The sequence below is a fragment of the Paenibacillus pasadenensis genome, assembly GCF_023715725.1.
Lineage (GTDB): Bacteria > Bacillota > Bacilli > Paenibacillales > Paenibacillaceae > Paenibacillus_O > Paenibacillus_O pasadenensis_A.
Window position 1 is genome coordinate 83,741 of record NZ_JAMBOT010000003.1, and the last position, 17,578, is coordinate 101,318.

12 protein-coding genes and 1 riboswitch are annotated in these 17,578 nt (G+C 56.8%); of the genes, 2 read left to right on the top strand and 10 right to left on the bottom strand.

The features are described 5' to 3' along the window. Positions 1-232 precede the first annotated feature (232 nt). From ychF to M3223_RS09620, 3 genes are all read right to left on the bottom strand, one after another. Complete coding sequence (ychF, locus tag M3223_RS09610; RefSeq protein ID WP_251561087.1) at positions 233-1,333, bottom strand: redox-regulated ATPase YchF; 1,101 nt, start codon at positions 1,331-1,333, stop codon at positions 233-235. A 78-nt stretch (positions 1,334-1,411) separates the two neighbouring features. Further along, positions 1,412-1,624: a WYL domain-containing protein gene (locus M3223_RS09615; RefSeq protein ID WP_251561088.1), complete on the bottom strand. Its 213-nt coding sequence runs from the start codon at positions 1,622-1,624 to the stop codon at positions 1,412-1,414. A 108-nt stretch (positions 1,625-1,732) separates the two neighbouring features. Continuing rightward, entirely contained in the window at positions 1,733-2,689 is a 957-nt protein-coding gene (locus tag M3223_RS09620; RefSeq protein WP_251561089.1) for a DUF6612 family protein, read from the bottom strand. 189 nt (positions 2,690-2,878) lie between these two features. Here M3223_RS09620 and M3223_RS09625 point away from each other — a divergent pair, with 189 nt between their 5' ends. After that, entirely contained in the window at positions 2,879-3,025 is a 147-nt protein-coding gene (locus M3223_RS09625) for a hypothetical protein (RefSeq protein ID WP_251561090.1), read from the top strand. A gap of 73 nt (positions 3,026-3,098) precedes the next feature. On the opposite strand, the gene M3223_RS09630 is transcribed toward M3223_RS09625, so the two are convergent. The 3 genes from M3223_RS09630 to M3223_RS09640 all read right to left on the bottom strand — a co-directional run bounded on the left by M3223_RS09630 (position 3,099) and on the right by M3223_RS09640 (position 12,716). Then, entirely contained in the window at positions 3,099-10,943 is a 7,845-nt protein-coding gene (locus M3223_RS09630) for an S-layer homology domain-containing protein (protein WP_251561091.1), read from the bottom strand. A gap of 214 nt (positions 10,944-11,157) precedes the next feature. Continuing rightward, positions 11,158-12,420 carry a stalk domain-containing protein gene (locus M3223_RS09635; RefSeq protein WP_251561092.1) on the bottom strand — a complete coding sequence of 421 codons (1,263 nt, stop codon included), beginning with the start codon at positions 12,418-12,420 and terminating at the stop codon, positions 11,158-11,160. A gap of 134 nt (positions 12,421-12,554) precedes the next feature. Then, on the bottom strand, positions 12,555-12,716 hold the full coding sequence (locus tag M3223_RS09640) for a hypothetical protein (protein WP_251561093.1): 162 nt from the start codon (positions 12,714-12,716) through the stop codon (positions 12,555-12,557). A 194-nt stretch (positions 12,717-12,910) separates the two neighbouring features. Then, positions 12,911-13,009, top strand: a riboswitch (purine riboswitch). Positions 13,010-13,053: 44 nt separating this feature from the next. On the opposite strand from M3223_RS09640, the gene M3223_RS09645 reads away from it, so the two are divergent. Beyond that, complete coding sequence (locus tag M3223_RS09645) at positions 13,054-14,397, top strand: 5'-deoxyadenosine deaminase (protein WP_285891213.1); 1,344 nt, start codon at positions 13,054-13,056, stop codon at positions 14,395-14,397. Positions 14,398-14,533: 136 nt separating this feature from the next. Here the strand turns inward: M3223_RS09645 and trxA are convergent, their stop codons facing one another. The 4 genes from trxA to M3223_RS09665 form a co-directional block, all read right to left on the bottom strand. Further along, positions 14,534-14,848, bottom strand: coding sequence for a thioredoxin (trxA, locus tag M3223_RS09650; RefSeq protein ID WP_251561094.1), 315 nt, complete (start codon positions 14,846-14,848; stop codon positions 14,534-14,536). Positions 14,849-14,915: 67 nt separating this feature from the next. After that, entirely contained in the window at positions 14,916-15,338 is a 423-nt protein-coding gene (locus M3223_RS09655) for an RrF2 family transcriptional regulator (protein ID WP_251561095.1), read from the bottom strand. A gap of 318 nt (positions 15,339-15,656) precedes the next feature. Then, complete coding sequence (locus M3223_RS09660) at positions 15,657-16,493, bottom strand: aldo/keto reductase (RefSeq protein WP_251561096.1); 837 nt, start codon at positions 16,491-16,493, stop codon at positions 15,657-15,659. A gap of 154 nt (positions 16,494-16,647) precedes the next feature. Then, positions 16,648-17,520: a DUF72 domain-containing protein gene (locus tag M3223_RS09665; RefSeq protein ID WP_251561097.1), complete on the bottom strand. Its 873-nt coding sequence runs from the start codon at positions 17,518-17,520 to the stop codon at positions 16,648-16,650. Between the last annotated feature and the right edge of the window lie 58 nt (positions 17,521-17,578).

Consider the following 17,578-nt stretch of genomic DNA (forward strand, 5'->3'; position numbering starts at 1 on the left):
TGACTTCACCCCTGTATAAAATTAAGTTCAGCATAGTCCACAAAAATGTCCTGCCTTTCATTATACCATATATGACGGCATTCCATAAACGGTTATGAGCGATTAGAAAGCGGTTAGGCATAATTCTGCGCGTTCCAGGTATCCGACAGGTTACCGAAAACATGCAAACACCCCGCAAAAGCCGGAGCTTCTGCGGGGTGTTTTTGCCGCCTGCAATGCAAGCAGCGAGTCCTTATACGTTAAAACGGAAGTGCATAACGTCGCCGTCCTGCACGATATATTCCTTGCCTTCGAGACGCAGCTGGCCGCGCTCGCGGGCTACGTTCATCGACCCCGCCGCAACCAGATCGTTGTAAGCAACAACCTCGGCGCGGATAAAGCCTTTTTCGAAATCGCTATGGATGACGCCGGCTGCCTGAGGCGCCTTCATGCCTTTGCGGATCGTCCAGGCGCGAACCTCTTGAACGCCAGCCGTGAAGTACGTGTACAGGCCAAGCAGCTTGTACGCGCTTTTGATAAGGCGGTTCAAGCCGGATTCCTGCATGCCGAGCTCTTGCAGGAACATTTCCTTATCCTCGCCTTCAAGCTCGGCAATTTCAGATTCAACCTTCGCGCTAATCGGCACAACCTCTGCGTTCTCCGACACGGCGAACTCGCGCACCAGCTTCACGTACGGGTTGCCTTCCGCATCCGCAACTTCATCCTCGCTAACGTTAGCCGCGTAAAGAACCGGCTTCATCGTCAGCAAATGCAGATCGCGAAGCAGAATACGCTCCTCGTCGGTAAGCTCAACGCTGCGGGCAGCTTTGTCACTGTAGAGCGCGTCTTTCAGACGCTCCAGCACTTCCAGCTCCTGCGCATGCTGTTTATTGCCGCCCTTCATGTTTTTGCGGGTGCGGTCAATACGACGGTCAACGGAATCGATGTCCGCCAGGATGAGCTCCAGGTTAATCGTCTGAATATCGCCCAGCGGATCCACTTTGCCGGATACGTGGGTAATATTCTCGTCCTGGAAGCAGCGCACAACGTGCACGATCGCGTCCACTTCCCGGATATGAGCCAGAAACTTGTTGCCAAGCCCTTCGCCCCTGCTTGCTCCGGCGACGAGACCTGCGATATCGACAAACTCAAACGCAGTTGGAACCGTTTGTTTCGGTACGACAAGCTCAGTCAATTTATCCAGCCGCTCGTCCGGCACTTCCACGACGCCGACGTTAGGATCGATTGTACAGAACGGATAGTTGGCGGATTCGGCTCCCGCCTGAGTAATAGCATTAAAAAGCGTCGACTTTCCGACGTTCGGAAGACCGACGATGCCGCATGAGAGCGCCAATGGAAACAACTCCTTCACATTCTCTGAATCATCTAGGAGCCATTATACATGACCTTGGCGGATTTAAAAAGAAATCGCTCAGCCAAGCCCCCCGGTTGTTCCGTCTTTCGCCGGCTGAATAGCCAAAATGCCTTCCAGCCGAAACGTCCTGGGCTGGCGCTTGAGCAGATCATAAGCGGCCACGGAGCTTCCATCAACCCGCTGCAGCCGCACCAGACGGCGGGTAAACCGCCCCCCGGCATCGGTGTAAATCAGCTCGACGTTTCTCCCGACCCACTTGCCGACATCCATTTCGCCAGCCCCTCTCCTAATAAAAAAAAGAACATACATTCGTATATAACTCATTATATGCACGAATGTATGTTCTTATACATAGGAAAGATATTCCTGACCTTAAACTTAAGGATTAAATTCCTCCAGCCCTTCTTCGCCGAGAGCGTCAATCAAGCCTTGATCCAGAGGCATTACCTCGGGAGCGTTTTTCGCCTCCTCCGGCACTATGACGGGCTCGGCCTCGTTCCATTTGCTGTAATCAATCGTAAGCGACTGCTTCAGCGTGGAAGGATTGCCGGGGTCGTATTCTATAGTCATCTCGGCATCCGCGACCAGCTGCTTCAGCATTCCGGTTTTCTCCTCAAACACAAGGCGGTAGTCCAGCTTGGACACCTTTATGGAATCCCGGACGCGGGCTTCCATATCGTCAATGCCCATCGTGCTGCGCAAAAGATTACGGACCAAAGCGTCGGCAGCCTTGTCCGAGCCGCTCCCTTTATAGTCGAGCACCAGGCTTCCATCCGAGAGCGAACTGCGGAATGATTCCGCATACGGCATGATCCGTTCCAGTTCCTTAGCCGGAGCAATTTGAAAATCGGACAATGTCGCTTTGATTTTAGGCACCTCGTCCGCAAGCATACGGCTCCAGGCTTTGGCTGCGGGGTCGTACATATAGTAACCATCGGACGTCAGGTAGGAGTCCACGGCGGATTTTTCGCCCATATAATCGTTTTCGGTCTTCTGTTTCACCGCCAGCGGCTCCAGCACAACACTTCCGCTATTTTTCATCGTCATGGAGGATGTCTCTCCATCCACCGTTATGTCCTGCTTCAGCGCCATCGTCAATTCCAGGCTGCTTGTATCTTTGACGGCCTGAATTCCTGCATTTAAGGCTCCTTTGGCGCCGGGATCGTCCGCCGTGTTACGGCTCTGCTCCACCGCTGCGGAAGGCTGCGGCGTGGTTTGTGCATCCTTGGAGTTGTCCGCACAGCCGACGGCGATCAGCAGAGCTGCAATTCCGCAGGTTATGGACAAGCTTCGTTTTGCAATCCCTTTCCGGGAGATATTCAAGTTGTTATACATGCTGCACTCTCCTTTCGGATGGCGCATGGACTCCATGTCAGCTTCTGCTTGTTTCAAGTTAATTTGATTCAAGCCCCTTGAATCCGATCTCACACTAGTGCCGGATCGGCAAGTTTTTGCGGCAAACGTTGCCTCCTGCATGGCCCCAGGCCCGCTGAACCATACTAACGCCATGGGAGGTGAGCTGAAATGGAGAACAAGAACCATCAAGGTAACTATAAAGGAACGGCCTCCATGCATGCAAAGAACCAAAGTATGGAATTCGTCAACGATGTTGTGGAAGATGTGAAGTCTGTCACTAATTTTACCGGCAAAAAAAAGAAAAAAACGGACTGAGCCAATCGACAAAAAGCGGCCTCATCTTCCGCTTAAAGCGGAAGACGAGGCCGGATTTTTGCTGTTTATTCGCCTACCAAAGCCATTTTCCGCAAGCTTTGCCAGCCAGCTTGGCCTGGGCGCCGACGGATGGGTCCAAGTAGTCAGCCAAATTGGGCGCTCGAAGTCCCGTGTTGGCTGGATTGGTAAAATCTATAGTCAGCGGACCGAGATCGGCGCCGCCGATCTCGCCATGCGAAATGCAATCGTTCTTCCGGGTAATCTGGTATCCGGCCTTTATGCCGACCGGACCTATCGACACTCCTGCGCTGGCTTCCAGAGATAATCCGGTATCGGCCAAGTCCTGAGCCGGATTCAGATTCAGCTCCAGTCCGCCTCCTGCGCCAACTCCAAGCTCGCCGCATACCGACATGCCCTCGGAGCTCAAGCATATTTGCGCTCCGCCTCCCACGCCGGCATAAGCGCTTCCTCCGACACAGAACATGCCGCATGGATCACGCAGCTGCACCGGATTGTTGTTAACATACGCGTAAAGGTTCGCTTGTCCGCTGTCGTAAAGGATCGGGTCGCGCGCAGTCCATCTGCCCGATTGAGGATCGTAATCGCGCAAGCCGAATCGAACAAGCTTTGTTCCCTCGTCCTCCAGGCCGCCGGCGAAGCCAATCGCCAGCGCGAAGTCGGGGTTGCTGTCGTCCAGCTTGACTCCGTAGCTGTCGTAGGACAGCTTTTTCACCGCTGCGCCACTGCCGTCGATGACACGCTGCGGCGTCCCGACTCCATCGGTCACCACATAGAATCGTTCTTCGCCTTTATCGATTGCGATAAGCAACCCGTTCTCATCATATAAATAAATGGCAACAGCGCCGCCGGGCTCCACAACGGCAGTCGGCAGCAGTGGAAACAGCGGATTACCGTACAGGTACCGCGTTTTGCCCGTTTCGTCCTCGCGCGATACTCTGCGTCCAAGCGCGTCATAGGCGTAGCGGATATTTTGCCCGTCCGCCGTTGCTTGCATCAACTCACCGTGCGAACCGTAAGTAAATCGATCCTCGCCCCGGGCCGTCAAATATCCTGCAGCGTCGAATTCATACGAATCTCCGCCCGCCGACAGCAGCCGGTCCTGCGCCCCGTAGAGTGACGCAGCTTGTGCGGCTCCGTTCAGGATGCGGGATGTCCGGTTGCGATTCTCGTCATACCCGTATTCCTCCTTGCGCACGGTTCCGTCCGGCAGCCGCGTCTCCGCTTCAATCAGCTGGCCGTTTCCGTCATAACGGTACCGTCGTTCTGTCACACCCTCAGGGGCGGTCCCGGTCACACTTGCAAGCAGCCCTCTGGCGTCGTAGCTGTAACCCAGGCGGAACACCTCGGCTGAGCCGACCCGGTATACCGCTTCCTGGTGGCGCCCGCTTTCGTCATAGACTACATCCACATCCAGAGCCCCGTCTTGCAACGAGTTGACGCGGCCCCCGGCTCCGTCCCGTTCCAGAGCGAACCCGCCGAATCCGGCTAACATTCCATCTCCGGTCCAACCGAGCGGAAGCTCATACACCAGCCCCGGAGCAGGAGTAGCACCGGGACTTGGTTCCGGACTGGTGCCGGGACTTGGTTCCGGGCTGACATCGGGACTTGGTCCCGGACTGACATCCGGACTCGGACCCGGGCTGACATCCGGACTCGGACCCGGGCTGACATCCGGACTCGGACCCGGGCTCACATCCGGACTCGGACCCGGGCTCACATCCGGACTTGGACCCGGACTGACATCCGGACTCGGACCCGGGCTGACATCCGGACTCGGACCCGGGCTGACATCCGGACTCGGACCCGGGCTCACATCGGGACTCGGACCCGGACTGACATCCGGACTCGGACCCGGGCTGACATCCGGACTCGGACCCGGACTGACATCCGGACTCGGACCCGGGCTGACGTCAGGAGTTGGACTCGCCGTCACCGGAGCCTCGTCTGAACCATCTCCCCCTATGCCCTGCTGCTCTGGAATGGTCAAAAGAATCGACGACAGCCGCGAGGAATTCTCGTATCCGTATTGGAAGCTTCCATTGACTTCCCCGGACAGCTCCATTCTGGTGATCGACGCCCCATCGTAGAAGAACCGGAGCTTTTGTTTCAGGTCGCCGCTGCTGCTGACAGCCTCGCTCGCCCGGTCCGTGGAATCGGCATACTTAAACATGCGGGTGATCGCTTCATCCGTCATGGACAGCACACGCCCGCCGACGTCATAATCCAGCATTATTCCTCTGCCGCCGGGCAGCTCGATGGACTCCAGTTCTCCGGCTGGGGAGTAGCTGCGTTTCAGCGCTTCGCCACCTTCAGGCGCAAAACCGGCAACCCTTCCCGCTCCGTCATAGCTCAGCTCATACGCGCTGCTATCCGGCATTGTGATGCCCGTGAGCCTGCCAGACTCGTCGAACGCCTTTTCATACCGGTTGCCCTCGTCCTGAAGCACCGACACAAAACGGCCTGCGTCATCGTAACTATATTTCTTCGTGCGGCCTTCCGCATCTGTCACTTCCACCAGCTTGTCCTCTTCCAGATAAACATAGCTCAACTGCTGGTTTCCTCGGCTTACCGCAGAAAGACGTCCGCGCTCATCGTAGGCAAACAACGCTGGCGCAAGCCCTTCCTCGCTGATTTCAATGGTGCGTCCGAATTCATCCACCTTGGTGAGCGTCGTTCCGGCCGCTTCCGACGTCTCCGAATATTCGCGCTTGGCAGGGTCATACCGGAACGTTGTCGCGGAGCCGTTCACCGTTTGAACAGAAACAAATTCCAGCAGCGACATCGGATTGTCGGGATCGGCATACTTTACTTCCCGCTTCTCCTCAAACACACTGGTCCGCCCACTTGGCGTACGGTACTCGTACCGGGCCAACAGCGGAGCGTCCATGCCGAACCTCGGATCGGGGCCAAACTGCTTGACTGTCTGCGTTCCGTCGGGATAAACGGTCGTTTGGCTGCCATCCAGCCGCGTTACCGATACGCTCTTGGCCCCGTTCGGATCGGTGTTTTCGCGGGTGATGGAACCATTATCCTGACGGGTTACCGCATACATGTACTCTTTGTCGTCCGGCTTCACGTGAACGACCCGGTAGCCACCCTTCACCGGTTCGCGCGTCAGCGTTTGGCGCTCTCCCTTGGCGTTAACGGCGGCGGTCAGCCAGCCCTCTTCGCTATACTCATAATGGCTGTCGTAACCGCCGGGTCCGGCAAACCGGGACAGCAGCCCGCTGGCTCCATACGACATCTCATACTTCGCCCCGCCGGGCAACGCGACCGACTCCAGCTCCCCAGCGCTGTCCACCTTCAGAACAGCCCCTTGTCCGTCCGGCGCCACAATTGCGGTCGGATTGCCGTCCGCGTCCCGCTCAATGGATACTTTGCTGCCGTAACGGTCTGCTATTTCCGTTAACCGGCCGTTGTCGTCATAGCGGAAGGCATGCACCTTTACCCCGGTCAGGGCGTGAACAGTTTCCAGATGTCTGCCGCTTGCCGGATCGAAGCGATAAATCCATTCGCCGCTTGGATCGACAGATTCGCTGTCGTCGCGGATTGGCAGCATATCCGGCACCAGCCGATTCAACAATTGAGAATCGAGTGTCATAGACAGGTCGCCGCCATACTCCAGATAAAGCATGCCTTCGTGGGATACCGCTTCCAGACTGTTCTCCTGCATAACGTATTTAGCCGAATACTCTCTTCCAATGTTCAGGAAGACGCCCCCGGGAGTCAGGCGATACAGCTCCGTTTCCTGTTTTCCTATTTCTATAAAATATAAATTGCCAAGCCCGTCGGCAAACAGCGTCGTCGTATTGAACTTCGGCTTGTCCGGTAACGACATGCCGTGCGCAACGGGCGAACCGCTGGCGCTGGATTGGGCAACGAGCCGAATTTTGCCGTCAGGAGTGACCTGGCGGATACGGCTGCCCTCTGATGTACTATCCATGACGTACAAATAATCGTCCTCGCCCATGGCGAGTGCTGTCACTCCTCCCAGATTGGGCTTGGTCAAGTCGCCGTTGTCCACTCCGTAATCGAACGTCCTCGCGCCAAGCCGGGCTATCTTGCCGTCATGCCCGACTTTGTACAGAATGGTGTTGGACAGGAAGTACACCGTTCCGTCGCTTCCAATTTCCATGCCGTCGAGAGAGCCAAGCGAACCCTTCAGCGGGTCCTCTCCATCCTCCAGGTCGGGGAAGCCCCAATTCATGAATTTTCCCGATCCTATAATCGGTTCCCATACTTCGCTGTCCGGCGCCTTTTTCCATATTCGCGCCCCGACCGTCCAAATATCGTTTGAGCCAAGATACAAGGCTCCATCGGAACCGACCCGCAAATATCGGATCGTTTCACCGCTTGGCGGACGTTGGGCACTGGCGAACTCGTCCGGCAAACCGCTGATTTCCCGCAGATCACCGCCCGGCTTCCGCTTCAAAATGGCCGTGCGCGATGAACTAACCTCGCTAATGCGAGCTACGATGTATTCGCTGCCGTCCGGACCAGTGGCTACCGCCATCGACATTTGCCTCGGGAACCCGATGACGCGGTGCGCCAGCTCGATCTTATAATCGCCGGAGCTTCCTTCCAGCTTGCTGCCATCCCCCAGAAACACGTCCTGCGACACATTGTCTTTCAAATGTTGCGGAGTCAAGCTCCATCCCGCTATTCCCGCGTCCTGATAAGGGTTTTTCGCTGCGGTCACCACCCCTGTCCAGCTACGGGAGGTTGTCACCTGAGCCAGTTCGCGCACGGCGCCAATCTTCACACCGGGTTCTCCGCTCAACTGCCCGAAGCTGCGCGTGAACGCAGTGGAGGAACCGTAATATTGCGCCCCGTATTCGTAGGTGATCGTCACCTTATAACTCGTGCGGCCGCCGACCTCCCGCCCGTAAGCATCCTTCCCGTCCCATTGGAAGACATGCCGCAAATTCGGCTCCGGCTTGTACGTCCAGACAAGCTGCTGCCCGGCAATTTCGACCGTAAGGTTAACGCTGCGCATCGATTGCGGCAAATTGGCTGGCGTCAGCGGAATTTCCAGCGTTCTGGCGTCGCTGTAGCCCTCTGTCCGTTTGCTCGTGTAGTGCAAGCTCAGCCCGATCCCCGGCAAAGGAATCTCCTGGCCGAGGCTCTGATCCTGGCAGCCAATGATAGAGCCTGACTGGAGGCACGGATCATCCTGCTTCGGTCGTTCTTGATTCGGCCCCGCAGTCGGCGGATTAATTGCATCTTGCGGCGGTCCATAAGGCCAGTTGCAGTCCCACGGCGTAAAATGTTCCACAGGCGAGCGCCACAAGCTGTCGCCCGGTTCGTACAGGCCGGCCAGCTTGCGCAGCTCGCCCTCCGTAATGTTCAGCCTCGCTAGCGCCTCGGCTGAGTCCGCCAGACCGTCCCCGTCCGTATCAAGCACTGCCGCGCCGGCTTGCTCGTCCAGAACGGCAATAACTTTGCCGTTGTCGGAAGGAATCCATGCCGCCTGCTCGCGGTCGTAATATCCGATCGGCACAACTCCGCCCGTAGGGAATTTCAGGAAGTTGTCTACGTAAAGATACAACGGCTGGTTAAAGCGCACTTCGACGGCTCCCGCTTTGACCGCCTCGTCAGCCGAAAGCTCAACGGCATACGTATAACCAACATAAGAAGGCAACTCGCCCGGCATGGCGGCCAGGCCATTTTCGCCAGACGTATATTCCGTCGCTCTGAAATTCATTTCGTCCATTTTTTTGCGAGTGCCGTCTTCCATAATCATTTCGGCTTCCGTCCCGGCCGGCACAAGCAGAGCGGCCGAACGGATGCCGTCCGCATCGCTCACTTCGCTGCCTTGCGCCGTCTGGATCCCGCTGTCTGCGCCCAGCTTGATGCGGGTCGCCTTGCTGTCATACGGCTTAAGCACAACGTCCGGCAGCAGAGAAAATTCGCCGGACACGGGCTCGATCCGCCGCTGCAGCGGCATGAACCCTTCCTTTACATACTCAATTGTCAACGAAGTGCCGCCATTCACAGCCAGGTCCGCCCAGCCATCCGCACGAGTCTCGGAGCGCCCGTACTGCGGCTCTCCCGCCACGCTGACGCTGACCCCGGAAAGCGGCTTGCCGGATTCGTCCAGCGCCTTGCCCCGAATGACAGCAGCATGCTCCGGCCGAACCGTTCCCGGCTCTACGCCGGTCTGCACAGGCGAGTCCCCGCTATACAGGAACTCGGTTGATTCCGCAAACGAAGGCATGCTCCCTTTGGACAGCTCCGGCGCAATGGAGCCAGGGCTGACGGTTGGCGTCGGTGTCGAGGTTGGCTCCACCGTCGGCGCTAACGTTGGCGTAGCGGTTGGCCCCCCCGTCGGTGTCGCAGTTGGCGTTCCGGTTGGCCCTCCCGTCGGCGTGATGGTAGGCGTCGGCGTTCCGCCCGGCGTTGGCGCCGGAGTGCCTGTCGCTCCCGGCGTTGGCGACAGTGTCGGAGCGGGAGACGTGCTTGGAGTCGGCGTTGGAAGCTGCGGTCCGCCTCCGCCGGGAATCTCGGGACCTCCCGGCCCAGCGGAAGGAGCGCTGCCGGTAGGCTCCGGCGCAGATTCGTTCCAATCGAGCCGAATGACTTCGGCGGATGTAGACGTTCCGGCTTGAGCCGATTTAACTTTGCTCTTTCCATCGGCAATGCGGCAGCCGCCGCAGCTTTGCGGCTGTTCTGCGCTGCGGTCGAGTTCAGCCAGAACAGAAGGCCAGAGGCCGGCTTGGTCGTACAAGCCTGGCAGTCCTCCTCCGGCGGCTGCACGAATCTCCTTGTGTTCCATAATCCGGACGTTATACAAGCGCCCCGCCTCCGCGTACGCTGTCCAATTCCCGTCCTGATCCGTCAATGCATACCAGCTCGTCTCATCCGTAAACGCCAGCAGCAGCCCTTTAGCCGGTCGGCCGTCGGCATATTCCACGCGCCCTTTGATTGCAGCCGCTTCTCTTGGAGAAATGGCAGCCTTCCGCTTATCCGGGTTAAACCGCCGTACCGATACGGAATGACGGGAAATCTTTGCTCCCGCTGCCGATACAAGTTCATAATCGCCCACAGGCAGACGCAGCTCCGCCATGCCGCCCGCGCCAGTAACGGCAAAAGCAACCGGTCTCCGCTCTCCCGGCCGCTGCGCATATACCGCCGTTTTGGCCGCCGGACGCCCCTGCTCGTCCTTCGCTTCTACCCGAACCGGCAGCGGCTTGGCATAGCTCCGCGCACGATTAAGCAGAGCTGCGGCTTCGGAGCGCAGCATTTTTTTCTCCCCGTCAAAATAACCTCCGGGATAACCAAGCATCAGCCCGGCTGCCGCTGCCGCTTTTACAGAGGCTGCCGCCCAGCCCGCAAGCCGATGCTCATCCCGGAAAAGCGCAGGCTCCACCCGTTCCGGGCCGAGCAGCCGGTCAAGCATAACCGCCGCCTCCTGGCGGCTGAGCGAGGCGTCCGGGCGGAATGTGCCGTCCGGATAGCCGGAGGCCAGACCGGCATCCGCCGCTTGCCCGATTTCTCGGCTGTACCATTTGTCGCCGAGATCGGAGAAATTCGCTTTGGAGGCAGGGCTTCCCTGGTCCACAGCCGAACCTTCCTCCACCTCCGCCAAACGGACGAGCCAAGCCGTCCATTCGGCGCGGGTTACCGGCCTCGAAAGGAACAGCTCCCCATTTTTATCTCCTTTTAAAATCCCTGCCTTGCTCAGCTCCTCCACGTCTGAGGCCGCCCAGGCCGGAACCTCTGCCCCGCCATTCGAGGCGGCCGGAGCAACCGGAGCAGCTAGTGCCGCAGCTGTTGACGGCGTTCCCGATAACAGTGCCGCCAACATGCATATAATTAGCCAAACGGACATGACCGTTTGGAAGCTCCCTTTTGGATCAGCCGCGCACAGCAGCCCGTCCCTCTTCCCCTTGCCCATACTGCCCATCCCTGCTTTCCTATTAGTTACTAAAACTTTCCATAAATTTTAGTATAGTGGGACAAAATTAAAGGCTGTAGAGGGCTATGGCTTCAAATCAATAGGAAACAAGTCCTAATCCGCTCAGGACTTTCGCTAAATATCGAAATACAAATAGCCCGCTTCCGCGCATCTTGGAGAAGAAGCGCAGAAGCGGGCTGGAACCGCGTTAAGACTACGGATTAATAAAGACCGATTTCAGCTTGCCTTTATATTCGACGGAGAAGCCCAGGCCTTCGGCAACCGTGGCGAGAGGCACGTAAGTTTTGCCTTCCTTGCCAATCTTTTGCATGTAGGCAGGCGAGCTGACCGGCACGGCGATACCGTCTACCGTTACCGTTGGAGATCCGATGCGGACACCGACCGTACGGGTTCCGTACTTGATGTTCGCCGTCGATGTTTTGCTGTCCCAAACCGTCTTCGCTCCAACCGCATTCACGATGTCCTGAATCGCGACATAATTGACGTCATTTTTGAGCACCGGTTTATACGGGGTGTTCAACAGCTTGCCGCCGACGTAAATGTTCATCGGAGCGCCGGCCGCAGGAGCTGCGAGCTCAGTGTACGCTCCCCACAGCACTTTGCCAAACACAGCTGCAATTACCGCATACCCGCTCTGGTTCGGGTGGAAATCCCGTTTGGAAACCATATACGTCAGCATGCCTTCGCGGCCTACAAACTCCTTAGCCACATGCGCCGCCTCAACCGAGGAGCCTTTGGCTGCATAGGAAGCAGCAAGCGTATCGAGGTTCGCTGTAAATGCCGCTGTCGCCAGATTCAGCTTGTTATAAAGGTCCTTGCCGCCCAGCACCGGAACGGGCTGGTATTGATCAGCGATTATGATGCGCAGCGCCGGGTTCACGCTCAGCAGCGCGTCAACTGAAGCCGTAACGTTTGTGTTGTATTGCGTAAGCAATGCGGCAACCTCTGCTTTCAGCTGGTCTTCCGTCAGCTCAGCAGCCTTCGTCAGCAGCGGTGAAAAATCGTTGCCGCCAATCGTGATAACAACCGCATCCGCCTCGGCTAGCTCGGCACGCAGCGCTGCTGCCGATGCTCCCAGCACATCCGCGCGCGGATCGGGCAGATTCTCCTGAATCTCGGCGCCTGTCACGCCTTTTCCAGCCGCTGCCGCTTCGCTGAACACTTTCAGGCCGGATGTTTTAAGTCCGACGATTCCGTAGTTAGAGAGCGACGTGCGTCCATGCAGCAGCCCTTGCTCGTACAATCTGTCCGCGTAGCCGTATGGCTGCGCCTTGGAATAATCAACTCCCGGCTCAAAACCCGCCGTAATAGAGTCGCCAAGCGTCACCAGCTTGAACTCATCTGCAGCAGCCTGCGGAGCTGCCGCCACCGCCGCGCCTGATCCGCCCCCCAGTGCAAGCAGCACCGCGAGTGCCAGGCAAAGCCTGGACGCCCATCCCCTATACGTTTTGTTCAACTCAACCGCTCCCCTCACCCTATCAATCTCACGAATTATTCTATCACTCTGTCGAGAGACTGGATAGGCGTTCCAGCACAAAAAAAGAAGCCGCCCGCTTCACGCCGGAGCGCGAGCATAAACGGCTTCCCGATTCAGCTTTTGGCTTTGTTGAACATCATCATAATGCCTCCGGCAAGGAACAGAATAGCGATCAGATAAAAGGCGAACTTCAGCGCGCCGGCGATCAGATCGAACAGGCCGGATATGCCAAAGAGCAAGCCTACAACGATGAGCAGAACAGCCAAAAATGGCATTTGAATCCCTCCTATGCGGGACAAAATAGTGTTGATCTTTTATACCCCGCATCGCGGCGGCTGACGCTTCCTGCGTCATAGATTCATTGATTAACGGTACTTGTCGATGCGTCTCGCTGACCAAAGTTACCCCATAGCTGCCTGTGCCGTTACGTTGACAGCGCTGCCTTGACTGAAGTATTCTGGTGACACAACCGCATAAATGCGCATCCTTTCGTATATCCTGAGCAATGGGGCTCAGGGTCTCTACCGGAAACCGTAAATTTCTAGCTACGAAAAATAGGCCCTTGGCGTATTTTTCGCGGCTATTTTTATTTTCTGAAGGAGTGGGTAATCCATGTCCCAAACGATTCTGATCCGCAACGCTCAGATCGTAACGATGAATGCGCTGGAGGACATCATTCAAGGCGATCTGCTGATCAAGGACGACCGCATCGAGGCGATCGGTCCGAACCTGGACGCAGCCGGAGCGGACCGCGTCATCGACGCTACCGGCCGCACCGTTATTCCGGGTTTCATCCAGACGCACATCCATCTGTGCCAGACGCTGTTCCGCGGCAAAGGCGACGATCTGGAGCTGCTGGACTGGCTGCGCAAACGGATTTGGCCGCTGGAGGCGGCGCATGACGAGGAATCTCTCTACTATTCGGCGATGCTCGGCATCGGAGAGCTGCTGCAAAGCGGTACGACGACAATTGTCGATATGGAAACGGTTCACCATACCGATTCGGCGTTCCAGGCCATTTCCAAAAGCGGCATCCGCGCCCTGTCCGGCAAGGTAATGATGGACCGCAAAGGCAGCGATATTCCGCTGCCGCTTCAGGAGGAGACAGCCGACTCCCTGCAGGAGAGCGTTGATCTCATGGAAAAATGGCACGGTCACGACAACGGCCGGATCCGTTACGCCTTTTCGCCGCGGTTTGTCATCAGCTGTACGGACGAGCTGCTGCGCGAGGTGGCGCGTCTGTCGGAGCAGCACAACGTCAACGTCCATACGCATGCGTCGGAGAACCAGGGCGAGATTGAGCTTGTGGAGCAAATGACCGGCATGCGCAACATCGAATATTTGGACCATATCGGACTCGCCTCCGACCGTCTCATTTTGGCGCATTGCATCTGGCTGAGCGACAACGAGAAACGGATCATCCGCGATCGCGGCGTTCACGTCAGCCACTGTCCGGGCTCCAACATGAAGCTTGCCTCCGGCTTTGCGGACGTGCCTGAAATGCTGGATACAAGCATTAGCGTCAGCCTTGGCGCGGACGGCGCTCCTTGCAACAATAATTTGGACATGTTCAATGAGATGCGCCTCGCCGCTCTTATTCACAAGCCGCGCCACGGCCCGACCGCGATGAACGCCCGCAGCGTATTCCGTATGGCTACAATCGGCGGCGCGCGCGCAGTCGGAATGGAGCATGAAATCGGCAGTCTGGAGGTTGGCAAAAAAGCGGATCTGGCGATCTTGAACCTGAACCAGTTCCATACGTTCCCGTCCTACGACGTGGACCCGATCTCCCGGATCGTCTATTCCGCAACACGCGCCGATGTAGAAACAACGATCGTTGGCGGCCGCATCCTGATGGATAAAGGCGTCATGCTCACGGTTGACAAAGAAGTGACGCTTCACGAAGCGGACCGCTCCATTAAACGCCTGCTGAAGCGCAGCCCGATTCAGGCTTAACTCTTGGCGCAAACAAAAACCCGCATCCTCGCCCCAAGGCGTAGAATGCGGGTTTCTTGCAAGTAGCGGACCGAAGCCGCAGGCTCGGCTGGAGCCGTCGCTCAGGTTGGCCGTTCAATCCGCCGGTCGCAGCTGCTTACAGCTGGCCTTGGATTTTGTTTTTCAGAGCGTCTTTGCTTTGCACGCCGACCATTTTGTCCACTGGCTGTCCGTCTTTGAACAGGATCAGCGTCGGGATGCTCATTACGCCGAATTGGGAAGCAATTTCAGGCTGTTCGTCAACGTTGATTTTAGCAATTGTTGCCGTGCCTTCCAGCTCTGCGCCGAGCTCTTCCACGATTGGGAGCTGCATTTTGCAAGGTCCGCACCAAGGCGCCCAGAAGTCTACCAAAGTTACGCCGTTTTGAATGCTGTCGTTGAAGTTTTCTTTCGTCAATGCTACTGCTGCCATGATTCAATCATCCTCTCGATATATGAATTATTCAAGCTGCTGCCTGAAATCCCGTGTTCCCGTCCAATCAGCCGTCTGTGTGGCGAATGCGGCCCAGCACGCTGGCAATGGTAAGTCCCCCGAAATAATCCTCCAGACGTTTCTCCGCCCCGCAGAAAATGTCGTTCATGACCTCCTGCATGCTGGAACCGACCAGACAATCGCAATCGGGATCGCCCGAGCCCCAATTCGGCATAAGCGAGCCGCTGGCAATGTGCCGGTAAATGTCCTTCAGCGTTACTTCCGCCGGCTCCGCCGTCAAACGGTAACCGCCGCCGGAGCCTTCACGCGTCGCAACATATCCGCCGCGCTTGAGATACCCCATCACCTTGCGGACCCTTGCCGGGTTCGTGCACACATTCTCCGCAATCGCCTCGCTGGAGGCGCTGCGCTCCGGCACATAAGCCAGATAGACCAAGCTGTGGACGGCAATCGTAAATTCACTGTTCATGCGAGACGGCCACCCCGTTTCGTACTGTAATAATAACAGTTACAGTTGGGTCTGTCAATAGGCCCTCCCTATCGGCTTAGTCTGTTCTTTTGAGGCTGCTTTCATGCTGAAAAGCTTGGTGAAAATGTAGCCGCTGCGCCAAAATCCGGCCCTCCGATCGCTGTTAACCTCGGATTTCTTTGAATTATATCTCCCAGTATGGGAGAAATCCGACGTGTTAAGCTGACGCTTCTTCGGGCTCGGACTTCGGCTCCGCTGCGTCTTTCACCCGTTTTCACTGATAATACCTCAAACGACTAAGTCGAATTTTTTATAAAATTAAAAATCGAAGTTATCCGGGTCCGGACCGAAACGTTTATTCTGGTTAATGCCGTCAATCAGAGCCATATCCTCTGCCGAAAGCTCAAAGTCAAATACGCCGGCGTTTTCAATAATCCGATGCTCGTGAGTCGATTTAGGAATCGTCACGATGCCATGCTGAAGATCCCAGCGGAGAACGATTTGAGCCGGTGTTTTGCCATGCTTTTTGGCGAGATCCGCCAGCTCCGGCAAACCCAGGTTTCCTTGCATGAGAGGACTCCAAGCTTCTACGACAATGCCATGCTGCTGGCAAAATTCACGCAGCTCGGCTTGGCTCAGCAGCGGATGGCATTCCACCTGATTAAGCATCGGCTTAATTTCGGCATCCTGCATCAGCTCCTTCAGATGGTGAATATGGAAGTTGCAGACGCCGATCGCGCTAACGCGGCCGTCCTTGTACAGCTTTTCCATCGCCCGCCATGTGTCTTTGATTTTGCCTTCAACGGGCCAGTGAATGAGATACAGATCCAGCTTGTCCAAGCCAAGCTTGTCCAGGCTTGCCTGAAATGCTTGGAGCGTGCTTTCGTAGCCCATATCCGCATTCCAAACCTTCGTCGTAATAAACAGCTCGTCGCGCGAAATGCCGCTGTCGCGGATTCCCCGGCCTACGCCGTCTTCGTTTCCATATATTTTTGCGGTGTCGATGCTGCGGTAACCTGCTTTAATCGCGCTCATAACAGCCTGCTCGACAACTCCTTCTTCCGTTACCTGCCACACGCCGAGACCAAACCTCGGCATTTGCACGCCGTTATGAAGCTCTACCGTGTCCTTCAAACCTTGAAGCTGAATCGTCATTATAAAATAGCCTCCTCCACGCAAATTTCAAATGAACTAGTCTATTTTACCACTGCTGGATGAACTCAAACAAATCGGGAGCCGCCTCAAGCGCTCAAAGAGAAAAAGCTCCGGCTACGCGAACAACTGCCGCAAACCACCGCTGGCTGCTCGGTTAAAATAGCTCCAGTTGCTCAACGCCGGGGTCCCGCTCCGGCGGCTCCTCCGGAATAGGCGGCGGCTGCATGCCAAGCAGCTCCATCAGCTCTCGCGCATTGTCCGCCGCATCGCCGCCGGAATTGTTGTTGAAAATGACCTCCACCCGCCTGCAGCGCTCCTCAAGACGGCGCAGCCGCTCCGCCCACTCCTGCAGCTCCTCGCTACTGTACCGGTATAAGTAACGAACCTCCCGCCAGTTCGGCTTGCCGGAGGAATGCCAGCCGGATACGTTCCTTCCATGCATGCGGACAAGAGTCCAGCTCTCGTCGGTCACTTCCTCCACAATGGGGACCGAGCCCTCCCCCGCTTGAGGCTCGTCGCAAATGCTGTGCAGCCAACCCTCCTGGCGCATAAAATCAAGCGTTCTGCCGCGCATATCCGGCGTAAACCAGCTCTGATGGCGGAACTCCAGTGCACAAGGGATATCCTCCATCAGCCGTTTCCCCTGGCGAAGCGTTTGCACATTTTCCCGCGTGCAGTTGAACCAGGGCGGATACTGGAACAGCACGCTGCTCAGCTTGCCGCTCTCCAGCATTGGCGTAAGCGCCAGCTTAAAATCGGCGAACATCGCTTCTTCATCCGGATAAGGAATTACGCCACGGGTATGGCCGGTCATGCCCTGGTACGCTTTTACGACAAACCGGAAATGCTCCGGTGTTTCGCTTGTCCATTTTTCCATATTCCGCTTCGGCTGAACCGCATAAAAGGTGCTGTCCACCTCAACCGTGCCGAATAACCTGCTGTATGCGCTCAGCTTGGCCTTAACGGCTTCCCGCGTGCGGTAGAGAGCGTCGTGGTCCCCCCAGCCGGCGAGCCCGATCTCAATCATAATTCCTCTCCTTTTTTAACGTGTTGCTTGCAGTCGTTGTCATGTCGGGATGGCCTCT

Excerpts from the sequence above, each read along its gene's own strand:
- M3223_RS09615 (WP_251561088.1), bottom strand. The coding sequence starts at position 1,624 with ATGGATGTCGGCAAGTGGGTCGGGAGAAACGTCGAGCTGATTTACACC.
- M3223_RS09620 (WP_251561089.1), bottom strand. The coding sequence starts at position 2,689 with ATGTATAACAACTTGAATATCTCCCGGAAAGGGATTGCAAAACGAAGC.
- M3223_RS09625 (WP_251561090.1), top strand. The coding sequence starts at position 2,879 with ATGGAGAACAAGAACCATCAAGGTAACTATAAAGGAACGGCCTCCATG.
- M3223_RS09630 (WP_251561091.1), bottom strand. The coding sequence starts at position 10,943 with ATGGGCAAGGGGAAGAGGGACGGGCTGCTGTGCGCGGCTGATCCAAAA.
- M3223_RS09640 (WP_251561093.1), bottom strand. The coding sequence starts at position 12,716 with ATGCCATTTTTGGCTGTTCTGCTCATCGTTGTAGGCTTGCTCTTTGGC.
- M3223_RS09645 (WP_285891213.1), top strand. The coding sequence starts at position 13,054 with ATGTCCCAAACGATTCTGATCCGCAACGCTCAGATCGTAACGATGAAT.
- trxA (WP_251561094.1), bottom strand. The coding sequence starts at position 14,848 with ATGGCAGCAGTAGCATTGACGAAAGAAAACTTCAACGACAGCATTCAA.
- M3223_RS09655 (WP_251561095.1), bottom strand. The coding sequence starts at position 15,338 with ATGAACAGTGAATTTACGATTGCCGTCCACAGCTTGGTCTATCTGGCT.
- M3223_RS09660 (WP_251561096.1), bottom strand. The coding sequence starts at position 16,493 with ATGACGATTCAGCTTCAAGGTTTGAAGGACACGGTAGAGCTTCATAAC.
- M3223_RS09665 (WP_251561097.1), bottom strand. The coding sequence starts at position 17,520 with ATGATTGAGATCGGGCTCGCCGGCTGGGGGGACCACGACGCTCTCTAC.